This is a genomic window from Streptococcus gwangjuense (genome assembly GCF_003627155.1).
Taxonomy (GTDB): domain Bacteria; phylum Bacillota; class Bacilli; order Lactobacillales; family Streptococcaceae; genus Streptococcus; species Streptococcus gwangjuensis.
In genome coordinates this window covers 1,668,890-1,692,967 of the sequence record NZ_CP032621.1, presented here as the reverse complement: position 1 = coordinate 1,692,967, position 24,078 = coordinate 1,668,890, and the positions used below count along the sequence as shown (strand labels likewise).

General features: G+C 38.4%; 29 protein-coding genes and 4 pseudogenes. 24 read left to right on the top strand and 9 right to left on the bottom strand.

Annotated elements, in window-relative coordinates:
• Nucleotides 1-195: 195 nt before the first annotated feature.
• From D7D53_RS08575 to D7D53_RS10230, 4 genes and pseudogenes are all read right to left on the bottom strand, one after another.
• A pseudogene (locus D7D53_RS08575) lies at nt 196-588 on the bottom strand (site-specific integrase); the annotation flags it as partial.
• Between the two features lie 555 nt (nt 589-1,143).
• Nucleotides 1,144-1,359: a hypothetical protein gene (locus tag D7D53_RS08570; protein WP_120770700.1), complete on the bottom strand. Its 216-nt coding sequence runs from the start codon at nt 1,357-1,359 to the stop codon at nt 1,144-1,146.
• Between the two features lie 30 nt (nt 1,360-1,389).
• Nucleotides 1,390-1,599: a CPCC family cysteine-rich protein gene (locus tag D7D53_RS08565; RefSeq protein WP_120770699.1), complete on the bottom strand. Its 210-nt coding sequence runs from the start codon at nt 1,597-1,599 to the stop codon at nt 1,390-1,392.
• Nucleotides 1,600-1,813: 214 nt separating this feature from the next.
• A pseudogene (locus tag D7D53_RS10230) lies at nt 1,814-1,999 on the bottom strand (CPCC family cysteine-rich protein); the annotation flags it as partial.
• 392 nt (nt 2,000-2,391) lie between these two features.
• On the opposite strand from D7D53_RS10230, the gene D7D53_RS08555 reads away from it, so the two are divergent.
• The 7 genes from D7D53_RS08555 to D7D53_RS08525 all read left to right on the top strand — a co-directional run bounded on the left by D7D53_RS08555 (nt 2,392) and on the right by D7D53_RS08525 (nt 6,532).
• Nucleotides 2,392-2,580, top strand: coding sequence for a hypothetical protein (locus D7D53_RS08555; protein WP_120770697.1), 189 nt, complete (start codon nt 2,392-2,394; stop codon nt 2,578-2,580).
• Nucleotides 2,581-2,590: 10 nt separating this feature from the next.
• A complete protein-coding gene (locus D7D53_RS08550) occupies nt 2,591-2,872 on the top strand; it encodes a hypothetical protein (protein WP_120770696.1) in 282 nt (93 codons plus the stop codon).
• On the top strand, nt 2,865-3,134 hold the full coding sequence (locus D7D53_RS08545) for a hypothetical protein (protein ID WP_020900513.1): 270 nt from the start codon (nt 2,865-2,867) through the stop codon (nt 3,132-3,134). The genes D7D53_RS08550 and D7D53_RS08545 overlap by 8 nt, the downstream gene beginning before the upstream one ends.
• A 44-nt stretch (nt 3,135-3,178) precedes the next feature.
• The gene (locus D7D53_RS08540; protein WP_120770695.1) at nt 3,179-3,421 is read left to right on the top strand and encodes a hypothetical protein; all 243 of its coding nucleotides are present in this window, start codon (nt 3,179-3,181) and stop codon (nt 3,419-3,421) included.
• Nucleotides 3,422-3,459: 38 nt separating this feature from the next.
• The gene (locus D7D53_RS08535) at nt 3,460-3,687 is read left to right on the top strand and encodes a 16S rRNA processing protein RimM (RefSeq protein ID WP_120770694.1); all 228 of its coding nucleotides are present in this window, start codon (nt 3,460-3,462) and stop codon (nt 3,685-3,687) included.
• Between the two features lie 769 nt (nt 3,688-4,456).
• Nucleotides 4,457-5,263 carry a coiled-coil domain-containing protein gene (locus D7D53_RS08530; RefSeq protein WP_120770693.1) on the top strand — a complete coding sequence of 269 codons (807 nt, stop codon included), beginning with the start codon at nt 4,457-4,459 and terminating at the stop codon, nt 5,261-5,263.
• 21 nt (nt 5,264-5,284) lie between these two features.
• Entirely contained in the window at nt 5,285-6,532 is a 1,248-nt protein-coding gene (locus D7D53_RS08525) for a toxic anion resistance protein (protein WP_033685330.1), read from the top strand.
• Between the two features lie 196 nt (nt 6,533-6,728).
• Here the strand turns inward: D7D53_RS08525 and rpmG are convergent, their stop codons facing one another.
• The 4 genes and pseudogenes from rpmG to D7D53_RS08505 form a co-directional block, all read right to left on the bottom strand.
• On the bottom strand, nt 6,729-6,878 hold the full coding sequence (gene rpmG / locus D7D53_RS08520) for a 50S ribosomal protein L33 (RefSeq protein ID WP_001265622.1): 150 nt from the start codon (nt 6,876-6,878) through the stop codon (nt 6,729-6,731).
• 15 nt (nt 6,879-6,893) lie between these two features.
• Entirely contained in the window at nt 6,894-7,076 is a 183-nt protein-coding gene (gene rpmF, locus D7D53_RS08515; RefSeq protein ID WP_000290417.1) for a 50S ribosomal protein L32, read from the bottom strand.
• A gap of 151 nt (nt 7,077-7,227) precedes the next feature.
• Nucleotides 7,228-7,403 (bottom strand): annotated as a pseudogene (locus tag D7D53_RS08510) (type II toxin-antitoxin system antitoxin).
• A gap of 31 nt (nt 7,404-7,434) precedes the next feature.
• A pseudogene (locus tag D7D53_RS08505) lies at nt 7,435-7,743 on the bottom strand (hypothetical protein); the annotation flags it as partial.
• Nucleotides 7,744-7,934: 191 nt separating this feature from the next.
• Here D7D53_RS08505 and D7D53_RS08500 point away from each other — a divergent pair.
• The 6 genes from D7D53_RS08500 (at nt 7,935) to ilvD (ending at nt 15,338) form a co-directional block, all read left to right on the top strand.
• Nucleotides 7,935-9,965: a BglG family transcription antiterminator gene (locus D7D53_RS08500; RefSeq protein ID WP_120770692.1), complete on the top strand. Its 2,031-nt coding sequence runs from the start codon at nt 7,935-7,937 to the stop codon at nt 9,963-9,965.
• Between the two features lie 3 nt (nt 9,966-9,968).
• Entirely contained in the window at nt 9,969-10,253 is a 285-nt protein-coding gene (locus tag D7D53_RS08495; RefSeq protein ID WP_000912476.1) for a PTS sugar transporter subunit IIB, read from the top strand.
• A gap of 12 nt (nt 10,254-10,265) precedes the next feature.
• Complete coding sequence (locus tag D7D53_RS08490) at nt 10,266-11,612, top strand: PTS ascorbate transporter subunit IIC (RefSeq protein WP_120770691.1); 1,347 nt, start codon at nt 10,266-10,268, stop codon at nt 11,610-11,612.
• 3 nt (nt 11,613-11,615) lie between these two features.
• On the top strand, nt 11,616-12,473 hold the full coding sequence (locus D7D53_RS08485) for a transketolase (protein WP_120770690.1): 858 nt from the start codon (nt 11,616-11,618) through the stop codon (nt 12,471-12,473).
• A complete protein-coding gene (locus D7D53_RS08480; protein WP_120770689.1) occupies nt 12,470-13,402 on the top strand; it encodes a transketolase family protein in 933 nt (310 codons plus the stop codon). Before D7D53_RS08485 ends, D7D53_RS08480 begins: the two co-directional genes overlap by 4 nt.
• Before the next feature lie 232 nt (nt 13,403-13,634).
• Nucleotides 13,635-15,338 (top strand): dihydroxy-acid dehydratase, encoded by a 1,704-nt coding sequence (gene ilvD / locus D7D53_RS08475; protein ID WP_000137343.1) that lies wholly within the window; start codon nt 13,635-13,637, stop codon nt 15,336-15,338.
• A 60-nt stretch (nt 15,339-15,398) separates the two neighbouring features.
• Here the strand turns inward: ilvD and D7D53_RS08470 are convergent, their stop codons facing one another.
• A complete protein-coding gene (locus D7D53_RS08470; protein ID WP_033687965.1) occupies nt 15,399-15,740 on the bottom strand; it encodes a metal-sulfur cluster assembly factor in 342 nt (113 codons plus the stop codon).
• A 167-nt stretch (nt 15,741-15,907) separates the two neighbouring features.
• Between D7D53_RS08470 and hisS the strand changes: the two genes are divergently transcribed.
• The 11 genes from hisS to D7D53_RS08415 all read left to right on the top strand — a co-directional run bounded on the left by hisS (nt 15,908) and on the right by D7D53_RS08415 (nt 24,072).
• On the top strand, nt 15,908-17,188 hold the full coding sequence (gene hisS, locus D7D53_RS08465) for a histidine--tRNA ligase (RefSeq protein WP_049510881.1): 1,281 nt from the start codon (nt 15,908-15,910) through the stop codon (nt 17,186-17,188).
• 271 nt (nt 17,189-17,459) lie between these two features.
• Complete coding sequence (locus D7D53_RS10370) at nt 17,460-17,654, top strand: aspartyl-tRNA synthetase (RefSeq protein ID WP_229294803.1); 195 nt, start codon at nt 17,460-17,462, stop codon at nt 17,652-17,654.
• 9 nt (nt 17,655-17,663) lie between these two features.
• Nucleotides 17,664-17,870 carry a helix-turn-helix transcriptional regulator gene (locus D7D53_RS08455; RefSeq protein WP_070479546.1) on the top strand — a complete coding sequence of 69 codons (207 nt, stop codon included), beginning with the start codon at nt 17,664-17,666 and terminating at the stop codon, nt 17,868-17,870.
• Nucleotides 17,870-18,067, top strand: a complete 198-nt coding sequence (locus D7D53_RS08450; RefSeq protein ID WP_070479548.1) for a hypothetical protein — start codon at nt 17,870-17,872, stop codon at nt 18,065-18,067. Before D7D53_RS08455 ends, D7D53_RS08450 begins: the two co-directional genes overlap by 1 nt.
• Before the next feature lie 2 nt (nt 18,068-18,069).
• On the top strand, nt 18,070-18,810 hold the full coding sequence (locus tag D7D53_RS08445) for a DUF3169 family protein (protein WP_070479550.1): 741 nt from the start codon (nt 18,070-18,072) through the stop codon (nt 18,808-18,810).
• 10 nt (nt 18,811-18,820) lie between these two features.
• Nucleotides 18,821-19,645: an ABC transporter ATP-binding protein gene (locus D7D53_RS08440; RefSeq protein WP_023947599.1), complete on the top strand. Its 825-nt coding sequence runs from the start codon at nt 18,821-18,823 to the stop codon at nt 19,643-19,645.
• Nucleotides 19,638-20,336, top strand: coding sequence for an ABC transporter permease (locus D7D53_RS08435; RefSeq protein WP_120770688.1), 699 nt, complete (start codon nt 19,638-19,640; stop codon nt 20,334-20,336). Before D7D53_RS08440 ends, D7D53_RS08435 begins: the two co-directional genes overlap by 8 nt.
• A gap of 9 nt (nt 20,337-20,345) precedes the next feature.
• The gene (locus tag D7D53_RS08430) at nt 20,346-20,987 is read left to right on the top strand and encodes a CPBP family intramembrane glutamic endopeptidase (RefSeq protein ID WP_120770687.1); all 642 of its coding nucleotides are present in this window, start codon (nt 20,346-20,348) and stop codon (nt 20,985-20,987) included.
• Between the two features lie 17 nt (nt 20,988-21,004).
• Nucleotides 21,005-21,235 carry a hypothetical protein gene (locus D7D53_RS08425; protein WP_000832184.1) on the top strand — a complete coding sequence of 77 codons (231 nt, stop codon included), beginning with the start codon at nt 21,005-21,007 and terminating at the stop codon, nt 21,233-21,235.
• Between the two features lie 154 nt (nt 21,236-21,389).
• A complete protein-coding gene (gene aspS / locus D7D53_RS08420; protein ID WP_120770686.1) occupies nt 21,390-23,153 on the top strand; it encodes an aspartate--tRNA ligase in 1,764 nt (587 codons plus the stop codon).
• A complete protein-coding gene (locus tag D7D53_RS08415; protein WP_120770685.1) occupies nt 23,131-24,072 on the top strand; it encodes a YitT family protein in 942 nt (313 codons plus the stop codon). Before aspS ends, D7D53_RS08415 begins: the two co-directional genes overlap by 23 nt.
• The last annotated feature ends 6 nt before the right edge of the window (nt 24,073-24,078 follow it).

Below are 24,078 nucleotides of genomic sequence, written 5' to 3'. Positions count from 1 at the left end.
TCACTTTTCATTATAGATCTTATGGGACTTTTTTTCTACAACAAAATAGGCTCCATAATATCTATAGGGGGTACCCACTACAAATATTATAGAGCCTTAATTTTAAGATATATCTTACAGAAAGCCTACAACAGTGGGCTTTTTGCTTTGTCTTAAAACGTTGATTTCTGGGTTTGTCCCCCTTTTTGTCCCCCTTCACAAAGAACTTACAGCTTTCTCATAAAATGAGACGGCTGTTTTTGCTTTTTCTTTGGAGAGATGACTGTAAGTGTCCATAGTCATAGCTAGTGTAGAATGACCTAGACGGTGTTGTAATTCTTTATATGGTATTCCAGAGTTTAGCAAAAGACTAGCGTGTGTGTGTCTAAAACCGTGGAATCCAATATTAGGTACACCAGCATGTTTGAAACGTGTATTTAAACGAGTTGATAGTGTTTTATTGTTTGGGTATTTATGAATAAAATCTGAGAAGACAACAGTTTCAGTTCGACCAAGTTTCCAAGCTTCTTGCCTTTGTCTTTTTTGATACACTTTTAAGACCTCTATAGTTTGTGGGTCAATATCAATTGTGCGATAACTTGCCTTAGTTGCTAGCAGAATGACAAGGAGATAGAAGAGATAAAAATGTCTCTTAATTCCTTACCAAATGGTATGGAGAATGGACTTGAACCAAGAGCGAACACCGAGAAAATGCAAAAAAAGCACCTAGAATAATCTAAGCGCTCAAGAGTAGTGGACGGTGTGCCTGTCCCGTCATCTCAAACTATGAAGTTGCGTAGCGACACTATCATTTCTACCTCACTTCTCTTTAAACTAATTATACTATAAGGAATACCAGTGTGACCACTAACCAAGTAGAAAAGAAACTAAAAAGCATTAAAAATTTTGAAAAAGCAATTCAGAGACTAGACTTAGAATTGAAGATAAGTGATTGTATGATGTAGGACGTGAGATATTCGCAAGACGATTTATAGATAGATTAAAGCTATTTCAGTTATATGAGACGCTGGGCATGATAAAGCTGAGTATGAACGCCTCAAGGCTGAGATACTGCTAGACTTCGCTAAAAGCTACCGTGGTGGTGTTTTGTTGGTATATGAACAAACATAACACAGACCTAATTAGAAGCCTTTAGAAACGAATCTAGGGGCTTTTTGATTGGTTGATTTTTTCAGTAATTTCAATTTCCTTTATTTCATCTTCAAAGAGTTTAGTCCACCTGGTTCCAGAATTAACGGATAACCCATCAAGTTCTTCATCGTGGACATCTTTGTCTTCGTAAAGAGCTACACCTTCAAATATTTGGCCATCAATATCGGTGATTCTGACAACCTTGTTATTAAATCTTCTAAGTTCCATCAGTCTCTCCTTTCGTGTTACTATACTCTGTTATATTATTGGAATTCCATTAACATAAGCTTCTTTAGCCTCCGCAAGGGTCATTTCATTAGGGCCACCATCTATATTAGTTTCTCCTGTGTTTTGCCACTGACAGACGTCACAGATGTCATACACTGCTGTAATAGTACCACATACTGGACAATGGACATATTCTCGACCATCAATGATTATCAAATTCTCTTTTCCAGTCTTATTCATTTAAGGTTACTCTCAATACTATACAAATATATTAGCTATTTCTATACACTACTTTTTCAATATCATTGATTGTGATTGTTATGGTATCCCAGTCTTTGGGTGAATCACCTATGTCAGCAATAAAAGTATCTTCACTTAACTTTTCGACAATTGTCGCCATTTGACCGTTTTTTAACAACACTGTATCAAATTCTAGAATTTTTACGATTTTTCTCCTTGCGTAAGCTTCTTTGGCTTCGGCTAGAGTCAATTTATTTGGGCCACCGTCAATATTTATAATACCTGTATTTTGCCAACGACAGACGTCACAGATATCATAGTCCATAACTTCAGTTCCGCAAACAGGGCAATTTAACCATAAATATCCATCAATAACCCAAGTTTTTTTTGATCTATCCATATAAATCCCTCCTCCATAAACTCGCCAAACCAGTCTTTTTAGTGAACCGTGAGTATCAACCCACCTTTCCATCATTATACTGCAAATCGATGGGGATTACTAATAATTTAGTGTGTTTTCTAGATGTGGTATGATAGTATTATTAGGTAATAAAAAAGGACGTTTGACCGTGCTAATTTCTTGCCTGCTGAACTCGAGCACAGCCTGCGGCTAGCTTCCTAGTTTGCATTTTGATTTTCATTGAGTATAAGAAATCAAATCATGAGAATTAAAGAGACAGAAAAGGCTACTTACCATTTTCTAAAAAGCTATCGTAATGGTCTCTTGTTGATTGAATATTAGGATAGGAAAGTTTATAATGAAGTTAAAGTAAAGGAGGTTTCGTTTTAGATATGATGATACCACCAAGCAAAGAGCTCTTGATTTTTTATAATCAAATTCATGAGTGGGTAGACCAAGTTTATCCTGACAAAGATATGCCTCGTGTATCTTTTAAAAAGAACACTCCTAAGTCTGTTTTAGATTTATTTGATAGTATTAAATCTAAAATAGGTTTTGATTACCAAGAACATAAGTATTAAAATAATAATTATGGATAAGTTAAACATGGAAAATAAGATAATTGATGTTTATAAAATAGCGCATCGTCTTATTTCTATTACTGTTGAGAATCCTGATTTTTCAGATTTGAAAATCAATCAGTTTGTTAGAATTGGAGAAAAAGAGTATAGGGTACGTAGTGTCCCTATGATTCATTCAACTCCACCTAAATCTATCTTTAATTTAGATACTTTTACAATTGACTACACAGAGGATGACTTGATGAATAAAGTGGCGGTATTTACGCATAGGGAAGTATTTAAAGATGATTAAAATTTCAATTAGTTTGTTACTAGATGCGATTGAAGATAACATCAACGACGAAGAACTTCAATCTATCGATTTCGAGAGTCATATTAGAAAAATTACAAAAGAATTCCAGGGAGAAAATGGTGAATTCTTAGTAAAAGAAGAAGCGTTTGAAACACTACCTTTAGACAGAGATAAAAAGGATAAAATCATTGAGCAAATAAAGCAAAATAGTCAAAATGTTTTCGAAGATGATTTTGACACGTTGTTGCAATTATATTTTTGAGAATCAAGAATAATTCCAGTGCCTTATTTTATACTAAATAGAAAATGACAAAGATTGATAAACAAATTATTACGATGTACAAAATAGAAGATGGCTCGTCTAAGAGGCAGTATTCTATTGTGAGTGGAAGTTGTAGAGGAATTGCAACGATCGATAAAACTACTTTGGAATATAGCTATGTTAGAGATGATTTAGGACAATTTTCTTCGTTTGTCAAAGATACTTTGAATAAAAGTATTCAGTTAGGAAAAGAGTTGCCGGATAAATTTTCGTATGGTTTTGGATAAGTTGTAGAATATCTTATATAGGAGAATTAAGCTATATTATGGCGATATTAGATGATTTACGAGCATTGTATGACAATGGTTGGGACGCTTCTTTTGATTATAAGGGGCAAGTATGTGGTATTTTTCCTAATTCTGTTTATGACATTGTAGTCGTACTTGGAGATAATGAATATAAAGTGGTATCTTTTGATGAGTTAATTTCTTTACAGATTAACGGGAAAACTTTGCTGGAAATCATGAGTGAGGTTGAAGTGCAATATGGTTGAAGGACACTAGAGAAAAAGATAGACAATAAATTCAGATGCACGGATTGAAAATTGAGAAAAAAGTGCTATAATGAAGACATGAAGGATAGAGGTTGAGAATCTGTCACCAACGCGCCACTTATAGTGGGTCGAGAAATGTAGGAGCCCCGACAGTCCTGCCTATCCTTGCAAATAAATCGGCCCTTAGCTACTCTAGGGGCTTTTTGCTTTGTCTTAAAATGTTGATTTCTGGGTTTACTTAGAGATTTACTAGTGAGGTTATTTGTGTATCTAAGTCTAGCTATTTCAAGAATGACACGATGTTGATGATATAAATCTGGGTATAATATTTTGGCCCCCTCACTTTAAGGAAGGGAGGTGTTATATATGCTAGAGTTATTTTCCCTTTTTCTAGCTCCGTTACTTGTTAACGTACTATCTGAGCTTTTCAAGCTATGGATAAAGAGACGTAGCAAGTAGCATTTAACCCTTTTAGAGGGTAGCAAAAAACCCCATCGGTGGCACGGTGGGGCTTTTTTAGTTGCATATGCTAGAAGCATTATTTTCCCTTTATGCTTTCATTCTAACACAACCCCTCCGATATTTCAAGCTTTTGTTTTGATATTCATCAGAGTGTGTTTGTGGTTTGAGTCCGCTTCACTAAAATTAGCACACGCGCTACTATCCTCCATTCTACATCAAAGAAATCAATTCTTTTCTAGGGAATTTCCGCCCTCATTTTTGTCTTTTGTGCTAAAATAGACTTATAAATTGAAAATAAGGAATGTTTATGAAATCGGGTAATGGTTTTTGGAAAGGCTGTCTCTATTTTTGGGGCTTCTTGTTCTTGTTGGGCCTTTTGGTTCAATATGCTCTTCCACTTGCGGCTTGTGTCCTGCTAGGATATGGTGGTTATCGTCTCTATAAACGTTGGCGCTATCCTCTTTTGCAGGATCGTTCTCTAGACGATCGGATTGAGCTTTTAAAAGCTAGGATTCGTCAGGCGGACAAAGATATTCAACAACTAGAGGGAACTTTAGTAGAAAAAGGTTCAGATTCCTATAAGAGTCTGGCCAATCAAGTATTAATCGAACTGAGGGAAATCCATCAGGAGGCGGATCGTCTCAAGTCCTATATCGATGATGATGTCTATAATCGTATTGATAAAAAGGTTCGTACAGTAAGGGCAAATATCGATGTTCAGCTGGAACGTTTGGATAGAGAAAGTCAGGTAGATCTTGAGAATGCAGAGCCAGAGGAATTAGCTCCAGAATTGTCCCAGACCTTGGCCAATATTGCCATTGACCATCAGGCTATTTTAGATAAGATTGCTACCTCTGCTGAGGGGGATAAGGAAGAATTGACTGCCATTCATAGTTTGAAGATGGAGAAATTCCAAACGATTTTAGAAGGCTATTTAAAGATTAAGGCTAATCCTAAAAACTATAATCGGGCAGAAGAACGTTTGCAACAAGCTAAAGCAGCCATCGAACAATTTGACCTTGAGCTGGACCAAGTCTTGAGAGAACTCAATGAAACAGATATGCGTGATTTTGATATCAGTCTGCGTATCCTCGAAAAAGATCGTAAAGAATAGGTTAGAAACAAAGGAGTAACCATGACAGAATTTAATTTTGATATTGACCAGATTGCCAATAATACGGTAGCTAAGGTGGATAAAACAACCCAAATCATCGAGACAAATACTGGCTCAGACAAGACCTTGACCTTCCTTGAAAAGTTGAGCCCTGAGCAGCAAGAAGGAATCAAGGCGCACGTGCCTCAGTTAGTAGACCAGTTTGTCACCAATCAAAATGCTCTTTTGGATTTTGGACAATCTGCTGTCGAAGGTGTGAACAATACGGTCAATCGTATCTTGTCAGAACAAAAGAAACTACAGATTCCCCAAGTGGATGATTTACTCAAAAATACCAACCGTGAGTTGCAAGGCTTTGTAGTCAAATACAAGAACGCTGAAATTGCTGAGTTAGAAGAGAAGCCAAACTTTTTGCAACGCTTGTTTAACAAGAGCAAGAATACCCTACAAGAATTTTACTTTGATTCAAAAACAGTGGAGCAAAAGCTAGATGGCATGGCTGCCGCAGTGGTCAAGCAAGAAGATGTGCTAGCTCGAAATATCGTCTCTGCTGAGATGTTGATTGAGGATAATACCAAATCCATTGAAAATCTAGTGGGAGTGATTTCCTTTATCGAAGCCAGCCAGACAGAAGCTGGTAATCGCGCTGCCGAACTGAAAGCCCAAGCTGACCAACTCGATACAAGTACGGTAGAATACCAAACCAAATCACAAGAATTGGCCCGCATGGCTGAAGTGGTCAATACCCTCGAACAACAGCACACTGAGTATGTCAGCCGTCTCTATGTTGCCTGGGCAACAACACCTCAGATGCGCAATCTTGTGAAGGTGTCATCTGATATGCGCCAAAAATTGGGCATGCTTCGTCGCAATACCATTCCAACAATGAAACTTTCTATTGCCCAACTTGGTATTTTGCAACAATCAATGAAATCAGGTGTCGTGGCAGATGCCATTGTCAATGCCAATAATGCTGCCCTTCAGATGCTAGCTGAAACCAGCAAGGAAGTGATTCCGCAGATGGAACGAATTGCCCAAAGCCCGACAGTTGCTGTTGAGTCTGTTACCAAGCTGGCTGAAAGTCTGGTCGCACAAAACCAAGGCATCGTTGCTGCTATTGAATTAGGCCGTCAAAAACGTGCCCAACTAGAAACAACCATCGTCAAGTCCGCAGAAATGATCAATGATTCTGTCAAACTACGCGATGAGAAAATCGTCCAAGCCCTTCTAGACCAAGGCAAGGCCGCCCAGAAAGAAGTACAAGAATAACACACAAATCCCCTGTAATGTAGATTTGCAGGGGATTTTGGATTTTTCTATATATCCGAACATCTAATTTATTTCACAAAAATATAGTCAAAAATGTAGTCATTCGAATGATTTCCCTTGCAATGTAGTGAAATTAACCAAAAGAAAAAAACGCTTGAATTAGCGTTTTTCTTCTGTATTGATTCGTATTGAATGCTTACTTCACCTCTGTAAACACAACGTGTTTGCGAAGTTTTGGTGAGTATTTCTTCAATTGAAGACGGTCTGGAGTGTTACGTTTGTTTTTAGAAGTAAGGTACAAGCGTTCACCAGATTCTTTGTGTTCAAGTGTAATATTTACGCGCATGGTATCTCCCTTCTATTATTCAGCTGATGCAGCTTTAGCGATTTTACGTCCTTTGTAGTATCCTTTAAGTGATACACGGTGAGAACGTGAGTAATCTCCAGTAGTTTCGTCAAAGTTTACAGATGGAGCTGTTACTTTGTAGTGTGTACGACGTTTGTTTTTCTTCGCTTTTGAGGTGCGACGTGCAGGTACTGCCATTTTGATTTCTCCTTTAGGTATTTATATTCGATTCAATCTACTGATTTTCATCAACCATACTAGAATAACACATTTTTTTTGTAAAGTAAAGTTACTTGACAAAAAAAGATGAAAAAATTCTCCTGTCCGACTTAGCAGACAGGAGAAGATATTAAATATCAATCTCAAATGGTTTGTCAATGGTTTCTGATACGTATTTTCCATCTTTCTTCCGTTGTTTGACACATCTATGAGGATATATTCGATTTGGCCATTGACTGAACGAAAGTTATCTTCTGACCATGATGCGAGTGCAGCGTATAACTTTGTTGAGAGTCGAAGGGGGATCTGCTTTTTTTAGCTTCAGCCATTTTTAGTAAAGACTTCCGTGGTTTGCAGGGTTGATTGCTACGCTGAAGGGATTGACAAAGTAAAAATCAGGTTCTTTGATGGTACCTGTACAATTACCAAAGAGTGTCAGAACCAGAGCTTTCTGAGGTTTGACAACTTTTAAATCAGAATGAGCTAGCGCTACAATTACGATTAGTACAAGTCCGATAATAATTCCAAAAATGTTTTCTTAGCCAGCACTCATTATAAATATAAAGACACCAAGTACGAGCGTCAATTCAATGAGAATCAATGCTAATACCCCATTTGGTTTTGAATTAATTAGTTTTTCAGTCATAAGACTGACTTCCTGATATTTGATATCTAAATGATATTACTTTAATTTATAAAGTCAATAGAAAGTTGAAAAATAATCACTAAAAACTTTCAGCCCAATAATTACTTGTAGGAAGTGAGATTATATTGTGCTGAAATACTCTTTTATTCTTATAACTTTTACACTATAATTGTAGTTAGAAAGGAAGAGAAATGTTTGATTATAGAGCACTAGTTATTTTGATGACTTTGATGGATCATTGTGAGCTATCATTATATGAATTATCTGTTAAGGTGAGCTTACCTATAAAGGAAGTCAAAGAAGGAATAGATTATTTAGTGCCTTATCTAGCTAATAAAGGGATAGTGCTGGATAAAAAACAAGGTCGCTATAGTTTATCAAATCGTACGAAGCAGTCTTTGACAGATATTATTAAGTCGGATGGATTGGTTTTACCAAAGTCGACTCGCTTAGCATTAATCTATCTTTACACTTTTTGCCGATTAGATTTTATATCGAATAATCATTACCAAGACTTTTTGAAAGTAAGTAAGAATACAACCTTATCTGATATTCAATCATTAAGAAAGATTATGTTAGATAATGATTTGGAGCTAGGGTACAGTAGAGCAAAAGGTTATACTTTACACGGTTCAGAGTGGAATAAGCACCGTTTAGCTTTTCAAATGGTTAGTGAGTTGCTGGAATCCTCCATAGGGATTTGGGGGTTGGATTATGTTTTATCCAGTTGGGGGTATTCATTAACTTATGATTTGATTGATCAGGTAGTTAAAGATTATTATGAAAAGCTACAGATAGTACCTATTGTTAATCAATTAAAAGTTTGCCTTTTCGGTTTAGTATTCATTATATGTAGGTATCAAAGGGATGTTGAAAGAGTATGTCTTTCAGAGACATTAGTATCTCCTATTATTCAAGATATAACGACTATTTTATTAGATACAGTAGTTGATTTGGGAATTATAGATACGGTATTTTCAGAGGATGATTATCGCTATGTCACAGTTTTATTATCAAGTTGCTTTGAAGGTGAAGTAGATGTTGCTCCGGTTTACTTTAATCAATTAACAGAGGCCATTATAAGTAGAATGGAAGATATTTCTTTGTTGCATTTTAAACAAAGGGAAGCATTGAGAGAAAATCTTCGCCGCCACCTTATACCGGCTTACTATAGATTAAAGTTCGGCTTACCTAGCTCAAATGAATATGTGTTGCATGTCAAAGAACATTATCCTGATTTATTTGAACTAGTAAAAGACTCTTTGACTCCCTTGATGGATGCTATTGACAAACCTATACCTGATAGTGAAACAGCATATTTTGTTATCCATTTTGGAGGTTATTTAAAGAATGCAGACAATTTGCCTCAAAAATGTTATAAAGCAGCAATTATCTGTCCTAATGGAATTAGTTCTTCATTGATGATAAAAGAGAATCTATTAGCATTATTCCCTCAGATTGAGTTTATAGGAACCTCAAAGATTGATGATTTATATGCGAAAACTAGTAGTGACTATGATATGGTTTTTTCTACTATAAAGGTGGATACAGAGAAGCCAAATTATCTAGTTTCTGTTATGATGACGGAAGAACAAACAACACAGTTAGTTGAATTGGTATCAAAAGATTTCCCAGATACAGGTTATCGAGATATTGAGCTTAATCAGATAATTAGTATAGTAAGACGATATAGTATAATCACACAAGAATTAGAGTTAAAATTAGCATTAAAGAGGTATCTCTATCAAGAAATGAACAGAAAGGAAGTGTTACCATTGTTAGAAGAATTAATTACAAAAGAAACTTATCAGGTTAGTTCGGAAAAATTAGGATGGAAGGAGGCAATTCGTTTAGCAGCTAAACCGCTTTTGGATCAACATAAGATAACTGAGAACTACCCTGAGGCAATGATTCAAAAAGTAGAAGAGTTTGGGCCTTTTATTAATTTAGGGAAGGGAGTAGCAATTCCTCACGCTCGGCCAGATGAAGGTGTGAATGAAATAGGAATGTCAATGTTAGTTTTGGAAGAACCGATTTATTTATTGGATAATCCAGAACAAGAGGTAAGATTGTTGATTTGTATTGCAGCCATTGATAATGAGAGTCATTTAAAGGCTTTGTCACATTTAACAACAATTTTAAGAGATAAAAATCATGTTCAAACTTTAATATCATCAAAAAACTATGATGACATTGAAATGATAATTAAACAGGAGGATTAGATAATGTTAAAAATTGGTACAGCTTGTGGTTCAGGATTAGGTTCAAGTTTTATGGTACAGATGAATATTGAATCTGTATTGAGTGATTTGAATGTTTCAGATGTAGAAGTTGAACACTATGATTTAGGTGGAGCAGATCCAAATGCAGCTGATATTTGGATTGTTGGTCGTGATTTAGCTGATTCAGCTAGTCATCTTGGAGATGTTCGTATCTTAAATAGTATTATTGATATGGATGAACTACGAGAATTAATTACTAAACTTTGTGAAGAAAAAGGACTTATTTAGGAGGCTAGCGTCATGATGAAGTTCATATTGGATATTGTTAGTACACCAGCTATTTTAGTAGCTTTAATTGCAATCTTAGGATTAGTTCTTCAGAAGAAGAAATTACCTGATATTATTAAAGGTGGAATTAAGACTTTTGTTGGTTTCTTAGTTGTATCTGGTGGTGCAGGAATTGTACAAAATTCTTTGAATCCATTTGGTACCATGTTTGAACATGCTTTTCATTTATCTGGAGTTGTACCGAATAATGAAGCAATTGTAGCTGTAGCTTTAACAACATATGGCTCAGCTACTGCAATGATTATGTTTGCAGGTATGGTATTCAATATCTTAATTGCTCGTTTTACTCGATTCAAATATATCTTTTTAACAGGGCACCACACTCTATATATGGCGTGTATGATTGCGGTCATTTTATCAGTTGCTGGCTTTACTAGTTTGCCTCTTATCTTACTAGGAGGATTAGCACTCGGTATTATTATGAGTATTTCTCCAGCATTTGTACAAAAATATATGGTTCAATTAACTGGAAATGACAAGGTGGCTTTAGGTCATTTCAGTTCTTTGGGATATTGGTTGAGTGGTTTCACTGGTAGCCTTATCGGTGACAAATCAAAATCAACAGAGGACATTAAATTTCCAAAGAGTTTAGCTTTTTTACGTGATAGTACTGTTAGCATTACTTTATCCATGGCAATTATTTACATTATTGTAGCTATCTTTGCAGGGTCAGAATATATAGAAAAAGAAATCAGTAATGGTACAAGTGGTCTAGTTTATGCTTTACAATTAGCAGGTCAATTTGCAGCAGGTGTATTTGTTATTTTAGCAGGTGTTCGCCTTATTTTGGGTGAAATTGTTCCAGCCTTTAAAGGTATTTCAGAGCGTCTTGTACCTAATTCAAAACCTGCTTTGGATTGTCCGATTGTTTATACTTATGCACCTAATGCAGTCCTAATTGGATTTATCTCTAGTTTTGTTGGTGGTTTAGTAAGTATGGCAATTATGATTGCTTCAGGAACGGTTGTCATCTTACCAGGCGTTGTGCCTCATTTCTTCTGTGGAGCGACTGCAGGTGTCATTGGGAATGCATCTGGTGGTGTTCGTGGAGCCACTATTGGAGCATTTTTACAAGGTATTTTAATTAGTTTTCTTCCAGTCTTTTTAATGCCAGTTTTGGGAGGACTTGGTTTCCAAGGGTCAACTTTCTCAGATGCAGATTTTGGTCTATCAGGAATTATTTTAGGAATGTTGAATCAATTTGGCTCACAAGCAGGCATTGTTATTGGTCTTGTTCTTATTCTAGCAGTTATGTTTGGAGTATCCTTTATTAAAAAGCCATCTGCAAAGGAGGAATAAGGGATGATTTTAAGTGAAAATAGAGAAGATGAGTTAAGAAAATTTGCAACAAAAATCCGATTAAATACTCTTAGAACATTGAATCATCTTGGATTCGGCCATTATGGAGGGAGTCTGTCTATAGTAGAAGTTTTAGCAGTGCTTTATGGTGAAATAATGCCGATGACTCCAGAAATATTTGCGTCACGAGATAGAGATTATTTTGTTTTATCCAAGGGACATGCTGGACCAGCTTTGTACAGCACACTCTATTTGAATGGTTTCTTTGACAAAGAATTCTTACATTCTTTAAATACAAATGGAACCAAATTACCGTCTCATCCTGATAGAAATCTAACGCCGGGCATAGATATGACAACTGGCTCTTTAGGACAGGGAATTAGTGTTGCAACCGGACTTGCATATGGTCAGAGAATAAGAAAAAGTCCCTTTTATACCTATGCTATTGTTGGAGATGGTGAGTTAAATGAGGGACAATGTTGGGAGGCTATACAGTTTGCTTCTCATCAACAGTTATCTAATTTAATTGTATTTGTAGACGATAACAAAAAACAATTAGATGGTTTTACAAAGGATATTTGTAATCCAGGTGATTTTGTAGAAAAATTCTCAGCATTTGGGTTTGAATCCATTAGGGTCAATGGTTCAGATATTAGAGAAATTTATGAAGGGATTGTCCAATTAAAACAGTCAAATAATCCATCACCTAAGTGTATTGTATTAGATACTATTAAAGGTCAAGGGGTTCGAGAGCTGGAAGAAATGAAATCCAATCATCATCTTCGCCCTACTGTAGAGGAGAGACAAATGTTAACTTCAGTTGTAGAAAGATTAAGTCAGGAATTGGAGGAAACAGAATGATGAGAAGTACGAAAGAATTACGGCATGTATATAGAGATTTCCTTCTAGAAGCTAACCAAAGTTATTCTGATATAGTAGTTTTAGAAGCAGACTTGTCAAGTTCGATGGCTACTAATAATCTTGAAAAGGACTTTGGAGACCGTTATGTGAATGTTGGGATCATGGAAGCAGAAATGGTCGGGCTTGCAGCAGGTTTATCTATTCAGGGGTTTAGACCTTATCTTCATACATTTGGCCCTTTTGCTTCACGAAGAGTATTTGATCAATTATTTATTTCTCTTGGGTACGCACAATTGGATGCCACTGTGATTGGCTCAGATGCAGGAGTAACGGCAGAGATGAATGGTGGAACACATATGCCATTTGAAGAAATTGGATTGTTACGTTTAATTCCTAAATCAATCATTTTTGAAGCAACTGATGATATCCAATTTCGTGAAATCTTGAACCAGACATTAGAATTAAAAGGACTAAAATATATTCGAACAATTAGAAAAGCTCCAGAGGCTGTGTATCAAGGTGGAGAAGATTTTTCTAAAGGCTACATTGAGTTAAGACACGGTGAAGATGTTGTAATCGTTGCTTCTGGTATAATGGTTGCTCCAAGTGTTCGAGTTGCGGATGAGCTGTCCAAATTAGGTTATTCAGTAGGCGTGATAGATTTATTTAGAATCAAACCGATACCAGAACAGATAAAAACAATATTAGGTGGAAAAACTATATTTACTGTAGAAAACCACAATCAGATAGGTGGAATTGGCAGCGCCTTATGTGAATTATTCTCTGATGATGAAATGACAAAAATTCATCGGATGGGTGTTCAAGAAAGATTCGGTCAAGTAGGGAAAATGGATTATCTTCTTAATGAGTATGGTTTGAGTGAATCGAATATAAAAGAGAAGGTTCTAGAGTTTTATAATGCAAGATAGATGTTAAATACACTGTTCTGAAAGAATTTCTGTAAAAATTACATTACGTTATTGAAATCAAGCGGATTAAAAAGCATATTCTGGTAATCAGAAAGTGCACTAATCCGCTTTGTTGTTTTTAATTTTAAATATTTTATATGTATATAGAATTTTCTGAAAATTCAAGAATTTTCTTCTGTTCATTGCTTTTAAAATGTGCTATAATAGTAAAAACTGAAATGGGAGGGAACAAATGACTGAATTAGATAAACGTCACCGCAGTAGCATTTATGACAGCATGGTAAAATCACCAAACCGTGCCATGCTTCGTGCGACTGGTATGACAGATAAGGACTTTGAAACACCGATTGTGGGAGTGATTTCGACTTGGGCGGAAAATACACCATGTAACATTCACTTGCATGATTTCGGGAAATTGGCCAAAGAGGGTGTCAAATCTGCAGGTGCTTGGCCTGTGCAGTTTGGGACTATCACGGTAGCGGACGGGATTGCCATGGGAACGCCTGGTATGCGTTTCTCTTTGACATCTCGTGATATCATTGCAGACTCAATCGAGGCGGCTATGGGTGGTCACAATGTGGATGCCTTTGTCGCTATCGGTGGCTGTGATAAGAACATGCCTGGTTCTATGATTGCCATTGCCAATATGGATATCCCAGCTATTTTCGCCTATGGTGGAACCATTGCACCGGGAAATCTTGATGGCAAGGACATTGACTTGGTTTCTGTCTTTGAGGGTATCGGAAAATGGAATCACGGTGACATGACAGCTGAGGACGTTAAACGTCTTGAATGTAATGCCTGCCCTGGCCCTGGTGGCTGTGGTGGTATGTACACTGCTAATACCATGGCGACAGCTATCGAAGTTTTGGGTATGAGTTTGCCAGGTTCTTCATCTCACCCAGCTGAATCAGCTGATAAGAAAGAAGATATCGAAGCAGCAGGACGTGCTGTTGTTAAGATGTTGGAGCTCGGTCTCAAACCGTCAGATATCTTGACTCGTGAAGCCTTTGAAGATGCCATCACTGTAACTATGGCTCTCGGTGGTTCTACAAACGCCACTCTTCACTTGCTTGCCATTGCCCATGCTGCCAATGTTGACTTGTCACTTGAGGACTTCAATACGATCCAAGAGCGTGTGCCTCACTTGGCTGACTTGAAACCATCTGGTCAGTATGTCTTCCAAGACCTTTACGAAGTCGGTGGTGTGCCTGCGGTTATGAAGTACTTGTTGGCAAATGGTTTCCTTCACGGGGACCGTATCACATGTACTGGTAAGACTGTCGCTGAGAACTTGGCTGACTTTGCAGACCTCACTCCAGGTCAAAAAGTCATCATGCCACTTGAAAATCCAAAACGTGCAGACGGTCCGCTTATCATCTTGAACGGGAACCTTGCTCCTGATGGTGCGGTTGCCAAGGTATCAGGTGTTAAAGTGCGTCGTCACGTTGGTCCAGCTAAAGTCTTTGACTCAGAAGAAGATGCGATTCAGGCCGTTCTGACAGATGAAATCGTTGATGGCGATGTAGTCGTTGTTCGTTTTGTTGGACCTAAGGGTGGTCCTGGTATGCCTGAGATGCTGTCACTTTCATCAATGATCGTTGGTAAAGGTCAAGGAGACAAGGTTGCCCTCTTGACGGATGGCCGTTTCTCTGGTGGTACTTATGGTCTGGTTGTTGGACATATCGCTCCTGAGGCTCAGGATGGTGGACCAATTGCCTACCTTCGTACAGGCGATATCGTTACGGTTGACCAGGATACCAAAGAAATTTCTATGGCCGTATCGGAAGAAGAGCTTGAAAAACGCAAGGCAGAAACAACCTTGCCACCACTTTACAGCCGTGGTGTCCTCGGAAAATATGCCCATATCGTATCATCTGCTTCACGCGGAGCCGTGACAGACTTCTGGAATATGGACAAGTCAGGTAAAAAATAAACTTAAAAAGCAAGCCAATCTCGGCTTGCTTCTTTTCATCTTCAAAAGTGATTTGCCTGCTTAACGAGGTGGCAGTCCAAGGGCAATACGGCCGTAGCGACTGATTCGTGTAATCTTCCAGGCAGGCGACCAGGTAACTTCAACCTTGACATCTTCGATACCATCAATTTGTTTCAGACCTGCAACGATTTCGATAGGCAAGCTTTCGGCACAATCGCAAGCAGTGTCGGTGAAGGTCATGACAATCTTACAGAGGCCTGTTTCGTCTAGATTAATTTCATAAATCAGCCCTAGATTGTAAACATCCAATTCCACATCTGTATCAAAAACCTTCTCTAGTTTTTCGATAATTTGGTCTTGTAAGGCCAAAGCACGGTCATTGATTTTGATATCGTCTCTCATAACAGTCCCTCCACGTGATAAATATCCTCTATTTTCTCATAATTCTGACAATTTGGCAAGTTTTTGATGAATTTTCTGAAAAGACTCTCTTGAGATTTTCTTCTCTCACTGTTTTAATCCCTCTATTTATGGTAAAATAAGACTATTAAGTTTAAAGAGGATTCCCTATGAAATTACAAAAACCAAAAGGAACGCAGGATATTTTACCTGCTGAATCTGCCAAATGGCAGTACGTTGAGGGCTTTGCCCGTGAGATTTTCAAGCGATATAACTATGCAGAAGTGCGTACGCCTATTTTTGAGCATTACGAGGTTATCAGCCGCTCTGTCGGAGATACAACGGATATCGTAACCAAGGAAATGTATGACTTCTATGACAAGGGTGACCGCCATATTACTCTCCGTCCAGAAGGAACTGCGCCCGTTGTCCGTTCCTATGTAGAAAATAAACTCTTCGCCCCAGAAGTGCAAAAGCCAAGTAAGTTCTACTACATGGGACCTATGTTCCGTTATGAGCGTCCACAGGCAGGGCGTTTGCGCCAGTTCCACCAGATTGGTGTTGAGTGTTTTGGATCTAGCAATCCAGCTACCGATGTGGAAACAATCGCGATGGCAGCCCATTTCTTGAAAGAAATCGGTATCCAAGGTGTCAAATTGCACCTTAACACTCTTGGAAATCCTGAGAGCCGTGCGGCCTACCGTCAAGCCTTGATTGACTATTTGACACCGCTCAAGGAGACCTTATCTAAAGATAGCCAACGTCGTTTGGAGGAAAATCCTCTCCGTGTCTTGGACTCTAAGGAAAAAGAAGACAAGGTGGCAGTGGAGAATGCGCCTTCTATCTTGGACTTCCTTGATGAAGAAAGTCAAGCTCACTTTGATGCTGTGCGTCAGATGTTGAAAAATCTTGGAGTAGATTACATCATCGATACCAATATGGTGCGTGGTCTGGACTACTACAACCACACGATTTTCGAGTTTATCACTGAGATTGAGGGCAATGACTTGACAGTCTGTGCGGGTGGTCGTTACGATGGTTTGGTTTCTTACTTTGGAGGCCCTGAAACTGCTGGATTTGGTTTTGGACTTGGTGTAGAGCGCCTGCTTCTCATTCTTGAAAAGCAAGGTGTAGCTCTTCCTATCGAAAACGCCCTAGATGTCTATATCGCAGTCTTGGGTGAAGGGGCAAATATCAAGGCCTTGGAATTGGTACAAGATCTTCGCCAACAAGGTTTCAAAGCAGAGCGTGATTACCTCAACCGTAAACTAAAAGCTCAGTTCAAGTCAGCTGATGTCTTTGCGGCTAAGACCCTCATCACCCTAGGAGAGAGTGAAGTCGAAAGCGGACAAGTGACTGTCAAGAACAATCAAACCCGAGAAGAAGTGCAAGTGTCACTTGAGACTATCAGCCAAAACTTCTCAGAAATCTTTGAAAAACTAGGGTTTTAATAACAGAAAAACTGGTCAGAGAACTACTCTGACCTTTTTCTTTTGCAAAATGACAAAAATCATAAACTTTTTGACAAATATGCTTGTCAAAAAGAAAAAGATGTGTTACAATAAATTCAAGTTAAGAAATAGGAAGCAGAAAGGAACGATTATGTGGGCATTAGGATTTGTACCTCTTGTGATTATATTTTATCTCTATCATATCCAAAGGGTCAAGAAACTAGAGAATAAAATCAAAAGAATTGAGCAAAAACAGAAAGGAAATAAAGAAATGTCAAGATTATTAAAAGAATTGATTGGGAAAAAACCAACAATCATTGGACAATTGTTTGGGACAGACAACTGGGAAGTTGTGGATGTTGACGAGGAATGGGTCAAACTACGACGTGTTGATAAAAAGGGGAAAGAAAAATTCAAGTTGCAACGTATTGAGGATATCCAAACCGTTGAATTTGACGGAGAGTAGGTGTGTAACATGCAACTAAAAAATCGTCTAAAAGAGCTTCGAGCTCGCGATGGTCTCAACCAAACCGAACTGGCTAAGCTAGCAGGGGTTTCCAGACAGACCGTTAGCCTACTAGAACGGGATGAGTACACCCCGTCCATTATCATTGCCCTGAAAATATCTCAAATTTTCAACGAAACAGTCGAATCGGTATTTCGCTTGGAGGAGGACGAGTGATGAACAAGTACAAAGTGATTTATTATGTAGTGGTCACAGTTCTATTAGTCAGCGTGTTTCTATTGATTGGGATAGACTTAGGCTGGTTTAGTCCCTATCAAAGTAACCAATTTATTTGGGCCTACTTTGCTCTTATCCCAGTCGTTGACTGGATTGAAAAGAAAGCAAACAATTTAGCGAGTGAAAAAGGAGAATAAAAATGAAAAAGAAAAATAAAGGTGGATTGTTATTTTTAATGTCTGTTGTCCTTGGAGGTTTCTTGGGAGGTTTTGTAGGGATGTTTAAGGATGCTGCCGAATCCCACGCAATCATTTTAGATGTAAAAGTCTTGATACCCTGGATATCAACTATTTGTTTACTGATAGGTTTCATTAGTATTCTTTTGACTTTCAATTTCTTAAAGAAAAGCAGAAAATTTCACTCCTTGTATCAAGAGGAAATGGATGATGATCTGAATGAAACCTATTATGTGCAAATGTATCGGAATCTTGAGTTTGGAAGCATTGCTTTTAATATTACAAACGTAGCGATTTTATTGGCTCTCTTCATTTCAGCAAGTGAAATGGTTGTACTAAATGGAAGCCATCTAACCTTATCTCTTTCTTTTTTGGGATTAGTATTGATTTTTAATGTTCAAAAATATTTTTATAAAACCATTGCGATTGTTCGCCAGTTTGATTTGGTATTTTTCTCTATGCCAAAGGATATCTTAGGCTATGTCAATTCTTACGATGAAGGGGAGCGCCAGGCTAATTTGGAACAGAGTTTTCGGATTTTATTCCAATTACATCAGTATGTCTTGCCAGGTCTCTACTTTCTGATTGCTCTCTTTTCTTTACTGACAGGAGAGATTCAGTTACTAGCCTTCTTGCTTGTCGGAGCTATCCATATTTATATCAATGTGATGCAGTTACCTATGGTAAAACGCTATTTCAAATAAAGGAGTTTCTATGATTCGTGTTGAAAATGTAAGCAAAAGTTTTGGGAGCAAAAAAGCTCTTCATCAGATTTCTTTTGAGATTAAGGAGGGCGAAATCTTTGGTTTTCTTGGCCCTTCTGGCTCAGGTAAAACAACTATGATTAATGTCTTAACAGGACAGTTGGCTGCAGATCAAGGTAAAACAGTTTTGTTAGGCAAGAATTCTCAAGATTTAACCTCAAATGATTTGGAACAAATCGGTATTGTTAGTGATGGCAGTGGTTTTTATGAAAAGATGAGTCTTTACAAAAATCTTCTCATCTATGCTAAGCTGTATGGTCTCAAGTCAGATAGAGTAAATCAGGTGCTCCAACAGGTTGGATTGGCAGATGCTAAAGATATTATCGCAGAAAAATTATCTACAGGAATGAAACAACGAATGTTCTTGGCTCGTGCCCTTCTTAATGCTCCTAAGATTCTCTTTCTAGATGAGCCAACCAGTGGATTAGACCCTACAACATCTAAGATGATTCATACCCTACTTCAAGAATTAAAGCAGGCGGGGACAACTATCTTTCTGACCACGCATGATATGAATGAAGCAACTCTGCTTTGTGATCGCTTATCTCTTTTGAATAAGGGTAACCTAATAGAGTATGGAAGTCCGCAAGATATCATCCAGAAGTACCATGTGGATAAGAAAGTACGTGTGGTTTATAATGATGGACGAGAACAGATAGTTCCATTTGAAGAATTACCACAATTAGACACGACAGATTTGATGGTGGTTCACTCTTGTGAGCCGACACTAGAAGAAATCTTTATCAGATTGACAGGAGAAAAGTTAGATGTTTAGAAAATTAAATGCCCTACTATGGTTAAGATTACAAGTCCTTATTAGCAATTCATCTTTGTTGGCGACTCTATTGATGCCTTTTGGCATTGCTGTTGTATATAATGAATTTTTAAATAAGAATGGACAATTGAGCCTATTGTTACTATCTTCTAGCTTGACGATGGTCTTGAGCATGGGAAGTGGTTATATGGTATCGATTATGATGGCAGAAGATAAGGAAAAACGAAATCTTAAATCACTCATCCTAAGTGGTGTGACAGCAACAGAATATACTTTCAGTATGCTTGTTCTCCCTATTCTGATAATGTTACTTGCTATGATTGTACTTCCCATCTATCTTAAAGTAGATGTATCTGGTTATTTATTTGCCTACGTTATCTATTTGCTCCTAGCAACTATTAGTATTATTTTTCTCAACCTTCTAATCGGTGCGATGTCAGATACTCAATCTAAAGCGCAAGTTTATAGTATCTTCCCTATGTTAATTGTCTCTTTTTTACCTATAATTGCTCTTCAAAATGATACGGCTCAAAAAGTGTTGGATTACTCGTTCGTTGGTCCTATTGTAAATCTTTTAAATAAAAAAGGTGGAGAAATATCTTTTTCTAACATCGGTATGTTACTTGCCTGGGTACTTGTATTAGGAATAGCAAACCTCATTGTATTGAAAAACAGCTATAAAGCAAGATAGGAGACCTTTATGAAATTACTTAAAAACCTCGGCTGGTTTCTTCTAGCCCTTCTATCCTTTTTCTTTATCTATAGCTTCATTCAGGGGCTCGCGACTGCTTCGCTTGCCTTAGGCGCTTCCCCCTATGCTGTTACCTTGCTCTATGTGGCCTTGGCTGGAGTATACGTGTACGGCATTTACAAATGGTATCAGAAAGCTCCTGTTCATATTGAGAAGAGTGACTTCAACCGATTTATTTGGCTCCCGGCCTTGGTTTGGTTCTTATCTTTGGTTGTCCAGTTTTTCTTGCCAAATGATCCTTCAGTAAATCAGCAAATAGCGACAGACTTGACCTTGTCTCAACCACTTTTCTCATTCTTTGCGGTCGTTATTTTTGCTCCTTTGACGGAAGAGCTTATCTTTAGAGGAATGTTGGCACGCTATTTCTTTCCTAAGCAGGACAATAGTAAACAAACTCTGATTTTTCTTCTGGTATCCAGTGTTCTGTTTGCCTTGATTCATTTTCCAGGTGATGTGCAACAATTTTTAGTTTATGCTAGTCTTGGTTTTAGCTTGGGCTTGGCTTATATTAGCAGAAAAGGTCTGGTCTACAGTATTTCTCTCCACGCTTTGAATAATTTAGTCAGCTTTTTGATGATTCTCATGCTATAATAGAGTCAGGAGGTCACATGAAACGAGTAATTTTATTAGCAGTGATTCAAGCAGTTGTTCTATTTTTCATCATTGGGGCGCTAGCTTATGCCTTTAAGGGCGATTTCTTCTACAACTATCTAGCAGTTGTCTTTGCCCCTATTGCAGGTGTCTTGCGCTTTGGGACAGCTTATACAACGGAAATTGTCTTGCCTCGAAAGGCAGCCGAAATTGCTGAAAAGCGTAAAGCAGGCAAAAATTCAAAATAAAAGAGTCCGGTGAATTTCATCGGATTTTTGTATGGGCGTCAATTTTTAGAGTCTTCACTTGATTTTTAAAGACTGGCAAACTTTTCTGATGATTTTCATGAAGAGCCTGCGCTTTTATGGTAAAATAGTAACAGAATAAAAGAGGAGAGAAATAATGAAACGTAGTATGTATGCTGGTCGTGTTCGCGAGGAACACATCGGACAAGAAATAACCTTGAAAGGATGGGTTGGCCGTCGTCGTGACCTAGGTGGTTTGATCTTTATCGATCTTCGTGACCGTGAAGGAATCATGCAGTTGGTTATTAACCCTGAAAAAGTCTCTGCAGAGGTCATGGAAACAGCTGAAAGCCTTCGTAGCGAATTTGTTATCGAGGTGACTGGTCAGGTCACTGCGCGTGAGCAAGCCAATGATAAGTTGCCAACTGGTGCAGTTGAGTTAAATGTAACAGCTCTGACAGTGCTGAATACAGCTAAGACAACACCATTTGAAATTAAGGATGGCATTGAGGCCAATGACGATACGCGTTTGCGTTACCGTTACCTTGACCTTCGTCGTCCAGAAATGTTGGAAAATCTTAAACTTCGTGCTAAGGTGACCCACTCTATCCGTAACTACTTGGATGAGTTGGAGTTTATCGATGTGGAGACACCATTCCTTTCTAAGTCAACACCAGAAGGGGCGCGTGACTATTTGGTGCCATCTCGTGTTAATAAAGGGCATTTTTACGCGCTTCCTCAAAGTCCACAAATCACTAAGCAGTTGTTGATGAATGCTGGTTTTGACCGTTATTATCAAATCGTTAAATGTTTCCGTGACGAGGACTTGCGTGGAGACCGCCAGCCTGAGTTCACTCAGGTCGACTTGGAAACTTCATTCCTTACTGAGCAAGAAATCCAAGACATCACAGAAGGCTTGATTGCGCGTGTCATGAAGGAAACTAAAGGCATCGAAGTGACGCTTCCATTCCCTCGTATGAAATACGATGATGCGATGGCTCTTTACGGTTCTGATAAACCTGATACTCGTTTTGACATGTTGCTTCAGGACCTGACAGAAGTAGTCAAAGGTATAGACTTTAAAGTCTTTTCAGAAGCACCTGCTGTAAAAGCCATTGTGGTCAAAGGCGCTGCGGACAATTATTCACGTAAAGACATCGACAAGATGACGGAAGTAGCCAAGCAGTACGGTGCCAAAGGTCTTGCTTGGGTCAAGGTGGTTGATGGAGAATTAAACGGACCAGTTGCCAAGTTCTTGACTAGCATCCAAGCAGAATTGACAACAGCGCTTGCACTTGAAGATAAGGACCTCGTTCTCTTTGTGGCGGATACGCTTGAAGTGGCCAATGCAACTCTTGGTGCCCTTCGTGGACGTATTGCCAAAGAGCTTGGCTTGATTGATAACGATAAATTCAACTTCCTTTGGGTAGTTGACTGGCCAATGTTTGAATGGTCTGAAGAAGAAGGCCGTTACATGAGCGCCCACCATCCATTTACTCTACCACAGGAAGAGACTGCTCACGAATTAGAAGGTGATTTGGCGAAGGTTCGTGCCATTGCTTACGATATTGTCTTGAACGGTTATGAGCTTGGTGGTGGTAGCCTTCGTATCAACCAAAAAGACCTTCAAGAACGCATGTTCAAGGCTCTTGGTTTCTCAGCTGAAGAAGCAAATGACCAGTTTGGATTCCTTCTTGAAGCCATGGACTATGGTTTCCCACCACACGGTGGTTTGGCTATCGGGCTTGACCGATTTGTCATGCTTTTAGCAGGAGAAGACAATATCCGTGAAGTCATTGCCTTTCCTAAGAACAACAAGGCAAGTGACCCAATGACACAAGCTCCTTCAACAGTAGCTCTCAAACAACTAGAGGAACTCAGCTTACAAGTAGAAGAAGATGAAACAAGCAAAACGAATTAAGCGGTGGCGCTATTATCTGCGCCGCTTTGCTTATCAGATAAAAATTTTACGTGTCTTACAAAGCATCTCGCGAGAAAAATATGATGAGAAGATTTCGGCCTCTCTAGTCTATGGTTTTTTATCAGCAGTAGCGGTCAATTTCTTTTTCCAACCAGGGCATGTGTATTCGAGTGGTGCGACAGGTCTGGCACAGATTATCTCTGCCTTGAGTAATCACTGGTTTGGTTTTCATATCCCGATTTCGCTGACCTTTTACGCCATTAATTTTCCTTTGATGGTCTTGGCTTGGTATCAGATTGGGCATAAGTTCACCGTCTTTACCTTTATCACGGTGTCCATGAGTTCCTTCTTTATCCAGTTTGTCCCTGTAGCGACCTTAACGGAGGATCCCATTATCAATGCCCTTTTTGGGGGTGTTGTCATGGGCTTGGGGATTGGTTTTGCTCTTCGCAACAATATCTCCAGTGGTGGGACGGATATCGTCAGTTTGACTATTCGCAAGAAAACAGGTAAGAATGTCGGTAGTATTTCTTTCTTGGTAAATGGAACTATCATGCTGATAGCTGGTTTGACCTTTGGTTGGAAATACGCTCTTTACTCTATGATTACCATCTTTGTCTCTAGCCGTGTGACAGATGCAGTCTTTACCAAGCAAAAACGTATGCAGTCCATGATTGTGACCAATCATCCAGACAAGGTAATTGAAAAAATCCATAAAAAATTGCACCGTGGAGCAACCATGATCCACGATGCAGAAGGAACCTATAATCACGAGAGAAAGGCAGTTTTAATCACTGTCATCACACGTGCAGAGTTTAATGAATTTAAACAGATTATGAAACAGGTGGATCCAGGCGCCTTTGTCTCTGTATCTGAGAATGTCCATATTTTGGGACGGTTCGTTGAAACAGAAAATTAGTAACAA

What these genes read in the sequence shown, in the direction of transcription:
- D7D53_RS08565 (WP_120770699.1), bottom strand. Translation starts at nt 1,599, where the DNA reads ATGAATAAGACTGGAAAAGAGAATTTGATAATCATTGATGGTCGAGAA.
- D7D53_RS08525 (WP_033685330.1), top strand. Translation starts at nt 5,285, where the DNA reads ATGACAGAATTTAATTTTGATATTGACCAGATTGCCAATAATACGGTA.
- D7D53_RS08495 (WP_000912476.1), top strand. Translation starts at nt 9,969, where the DNA reads ATGTTAAAAATTGGTACAGCTTGTGGTTCAGGATTAGGTTCAAGTTTT.
- D7D53_RS08450 (WP_070479548.1), top strand. Translation starts at nt 17,870, where the DNA reads ATGAACAAGTACAAAGTGATTTATTATGTAGTGGTCACAGTTCTATTA.
- D7D53_RS08545 (WP_020900513.1), top strand. Translation starts at nt 2,865, where the DNA reads ATGATTAAAATTTCAATTAGTTTGTTACTAGATGCGATTGAAGATAAC.
- D7D53_RS08555 (WP_120770697.1), top strand. Translation starts at nt 2,392, where the DNA reads ATGATGATACCACCAAGCAAAGAGCTCTTGATTTTTTATAATCAAATT.
- aspS (WP_120770686.1), top strand. Translation starts at nt 21,390, where the DNA reads ATGAAACGTAGTATGTATGCTGGTCGTGTTCGCGAGGAACACATCGGA.
- D7D53_RS08480 (WP_120770689.1), top strand. Translation starts at nt 12,470, where the DNA reads ATGATGAGAAGTACGAAAGAATTACGGCATGTATATAGAGATTTCCTT.
- D7D53_RS08570 (WP_120770700.1), bottom strand. Translation starts at nt 1,359, where the DNA reads ATGGAACTTAGAAGATTTAATAACAAGGTTGTCAGAATCACCGATATT.
- rpmG (WP_001265622.1), bottom strand. Translation starts at nt 6,878, where the DNA reads ATGCGCGTAAATATTACACTTGAACACAAAGAATCTGGTGAACGCTTG.
- D7D53_RS08550 (WP_120770696.1), top strand. Translation starts at nt 2,591, where the DNA reads ATGGATAAGTTAAACATGGAAAATAAGATAATTGATGTTTATAAAATA.
- D7D53_RS08455 (WP_070479546.1), top strand. Translation starts at nt 17,664, where the DNA reads ATGCAACTAAAAAATCGTCTAAAAGAGCTTCGAGCTCGCGATGGTCTC.
- D7D53_RS08430 (WP_120770687.1), top strand. Translation starts at nt 20,346, where the DNA reads ATGAAATTACTTAAAAACCTCGGCTGGTTTCTTCTAGCCCTTCTATCC.
- D7D53_RS08530 (WP_120770693.1), top strand. Translation starts at nt 4,457, where the DNA reads ATGAAATCGGGTAATGGTTTTTGGAAAGGCTGTCTCTATTTTTGGGGC.
- D7D53_RS08490 (WP_120770691.1), top strand. Translation starts at nt 10,266, where the DNA reads ATGATGAAGTTCATATTGGATATTGTTAGTACACCAGCTATTTTAGTA.
- D7D53_RS08485 (WP_120770690.1), top strand. Translation starts at nt 11,616, where the DNA reads ATGATTTTAAGTGAAAATAGAGAAGATGAGTTAAGAAAATTTGCAACA.
- hisS (WP_049510881.1), top strand. Translation starts at nt 15,908, where the DNA reads ATGAAATTACAAAAACCAAAAGGAACGCAGGATATTTTACCTGCTGAA.
- D7D53_RS10370 (WP_229294803.1), top strand. Translation starts at nt 17,460, where the DNA reads ATGTCAAGATTATTAAAAGAATTGATTGGGAAAAAACCAACAATCATT.
- D7D53_RS08500 (WP_120770692.1), top strand. Translation starts at nt 7,935, where the DNA reads ATGTTTGATTATAGAGCACTAGTTATTTTGATGACTTTGATGGATCAT.
- D7D53_RS08535 (WP_120770694.1), top strand. Translation starts at nt 3,460, where the DNA reads ATGGCGATATTAGATGATTTACGAGCATTGTATGACAATGGTTGGGAC.
- D7D53_RS08540 (WP_120770695.1), top strand. Translation starts at nt 3,179, where the DNA reads ATGACAAAGATTGATAAACAAATTATTACGATGTACAAAATAGAAGAT.
- D7D53_RS08440 (WP_023947599.1), top strand. Translation starts at nt 18,821, where the DNA reads ATGATTCGTGTTGAAAATGTAAGCAAAAGTTTTGGGAGCAAAAAAGCT.
- D7D53_RS08445 (WP_070479550.1), top strand. Translation starts at nt 18,070, where the DNA reads ATGAAAAAGAAAAATAAAGGTGGATTGTTATTTTTAATGTCTGTTGTC.
- rpmF (WP_000290417.1), bottom strand. Translation starts at nt 7,076, where the DNA reads ATGGCAGTACCTGCACGTCGCACCTCAAAAGCGAAGAAAAACAAACGT.
- ilvD (WP_000137343.1), top strand. Translation starts at nt 13,635, where the DNA reads ATGACTGAATTAGATAAACGTCACCGCAGTAGCATTTATGACAGCATG.
- D7D53_RS08435 (WP_120770688.1), top strand. Translation starts at nt 19,638, where the DNA reads ATGTTTAGAAAATTAAATGCCCTACTATGGTTAAGATTACAAGTCCTT.
- D7D53_RS08415 (WP_120770685.1), top strand. Translation starts at nt 23,131, where the DNA reads ATGAAACAAGCAAAACGAATTAAGCGGTGGCGCTATTATCTGCGCCGC.
- D7D53_RS08470 (WP_033687965.1), bottom strand. Translation starts at nt 15,740, where the DNA reads ATGAGAGACGATATCAAAATCAATGACCGTGCTTTGGCCTTACAAGAC.
- D7D53_RS08425 (WP_000832184.1), top strand. Translation starts at nt 21,005, where the DNA reads ATGAAACGAGTAATTTTATTAGCAGTGATTCAAGCAGTTGTTCTATTT.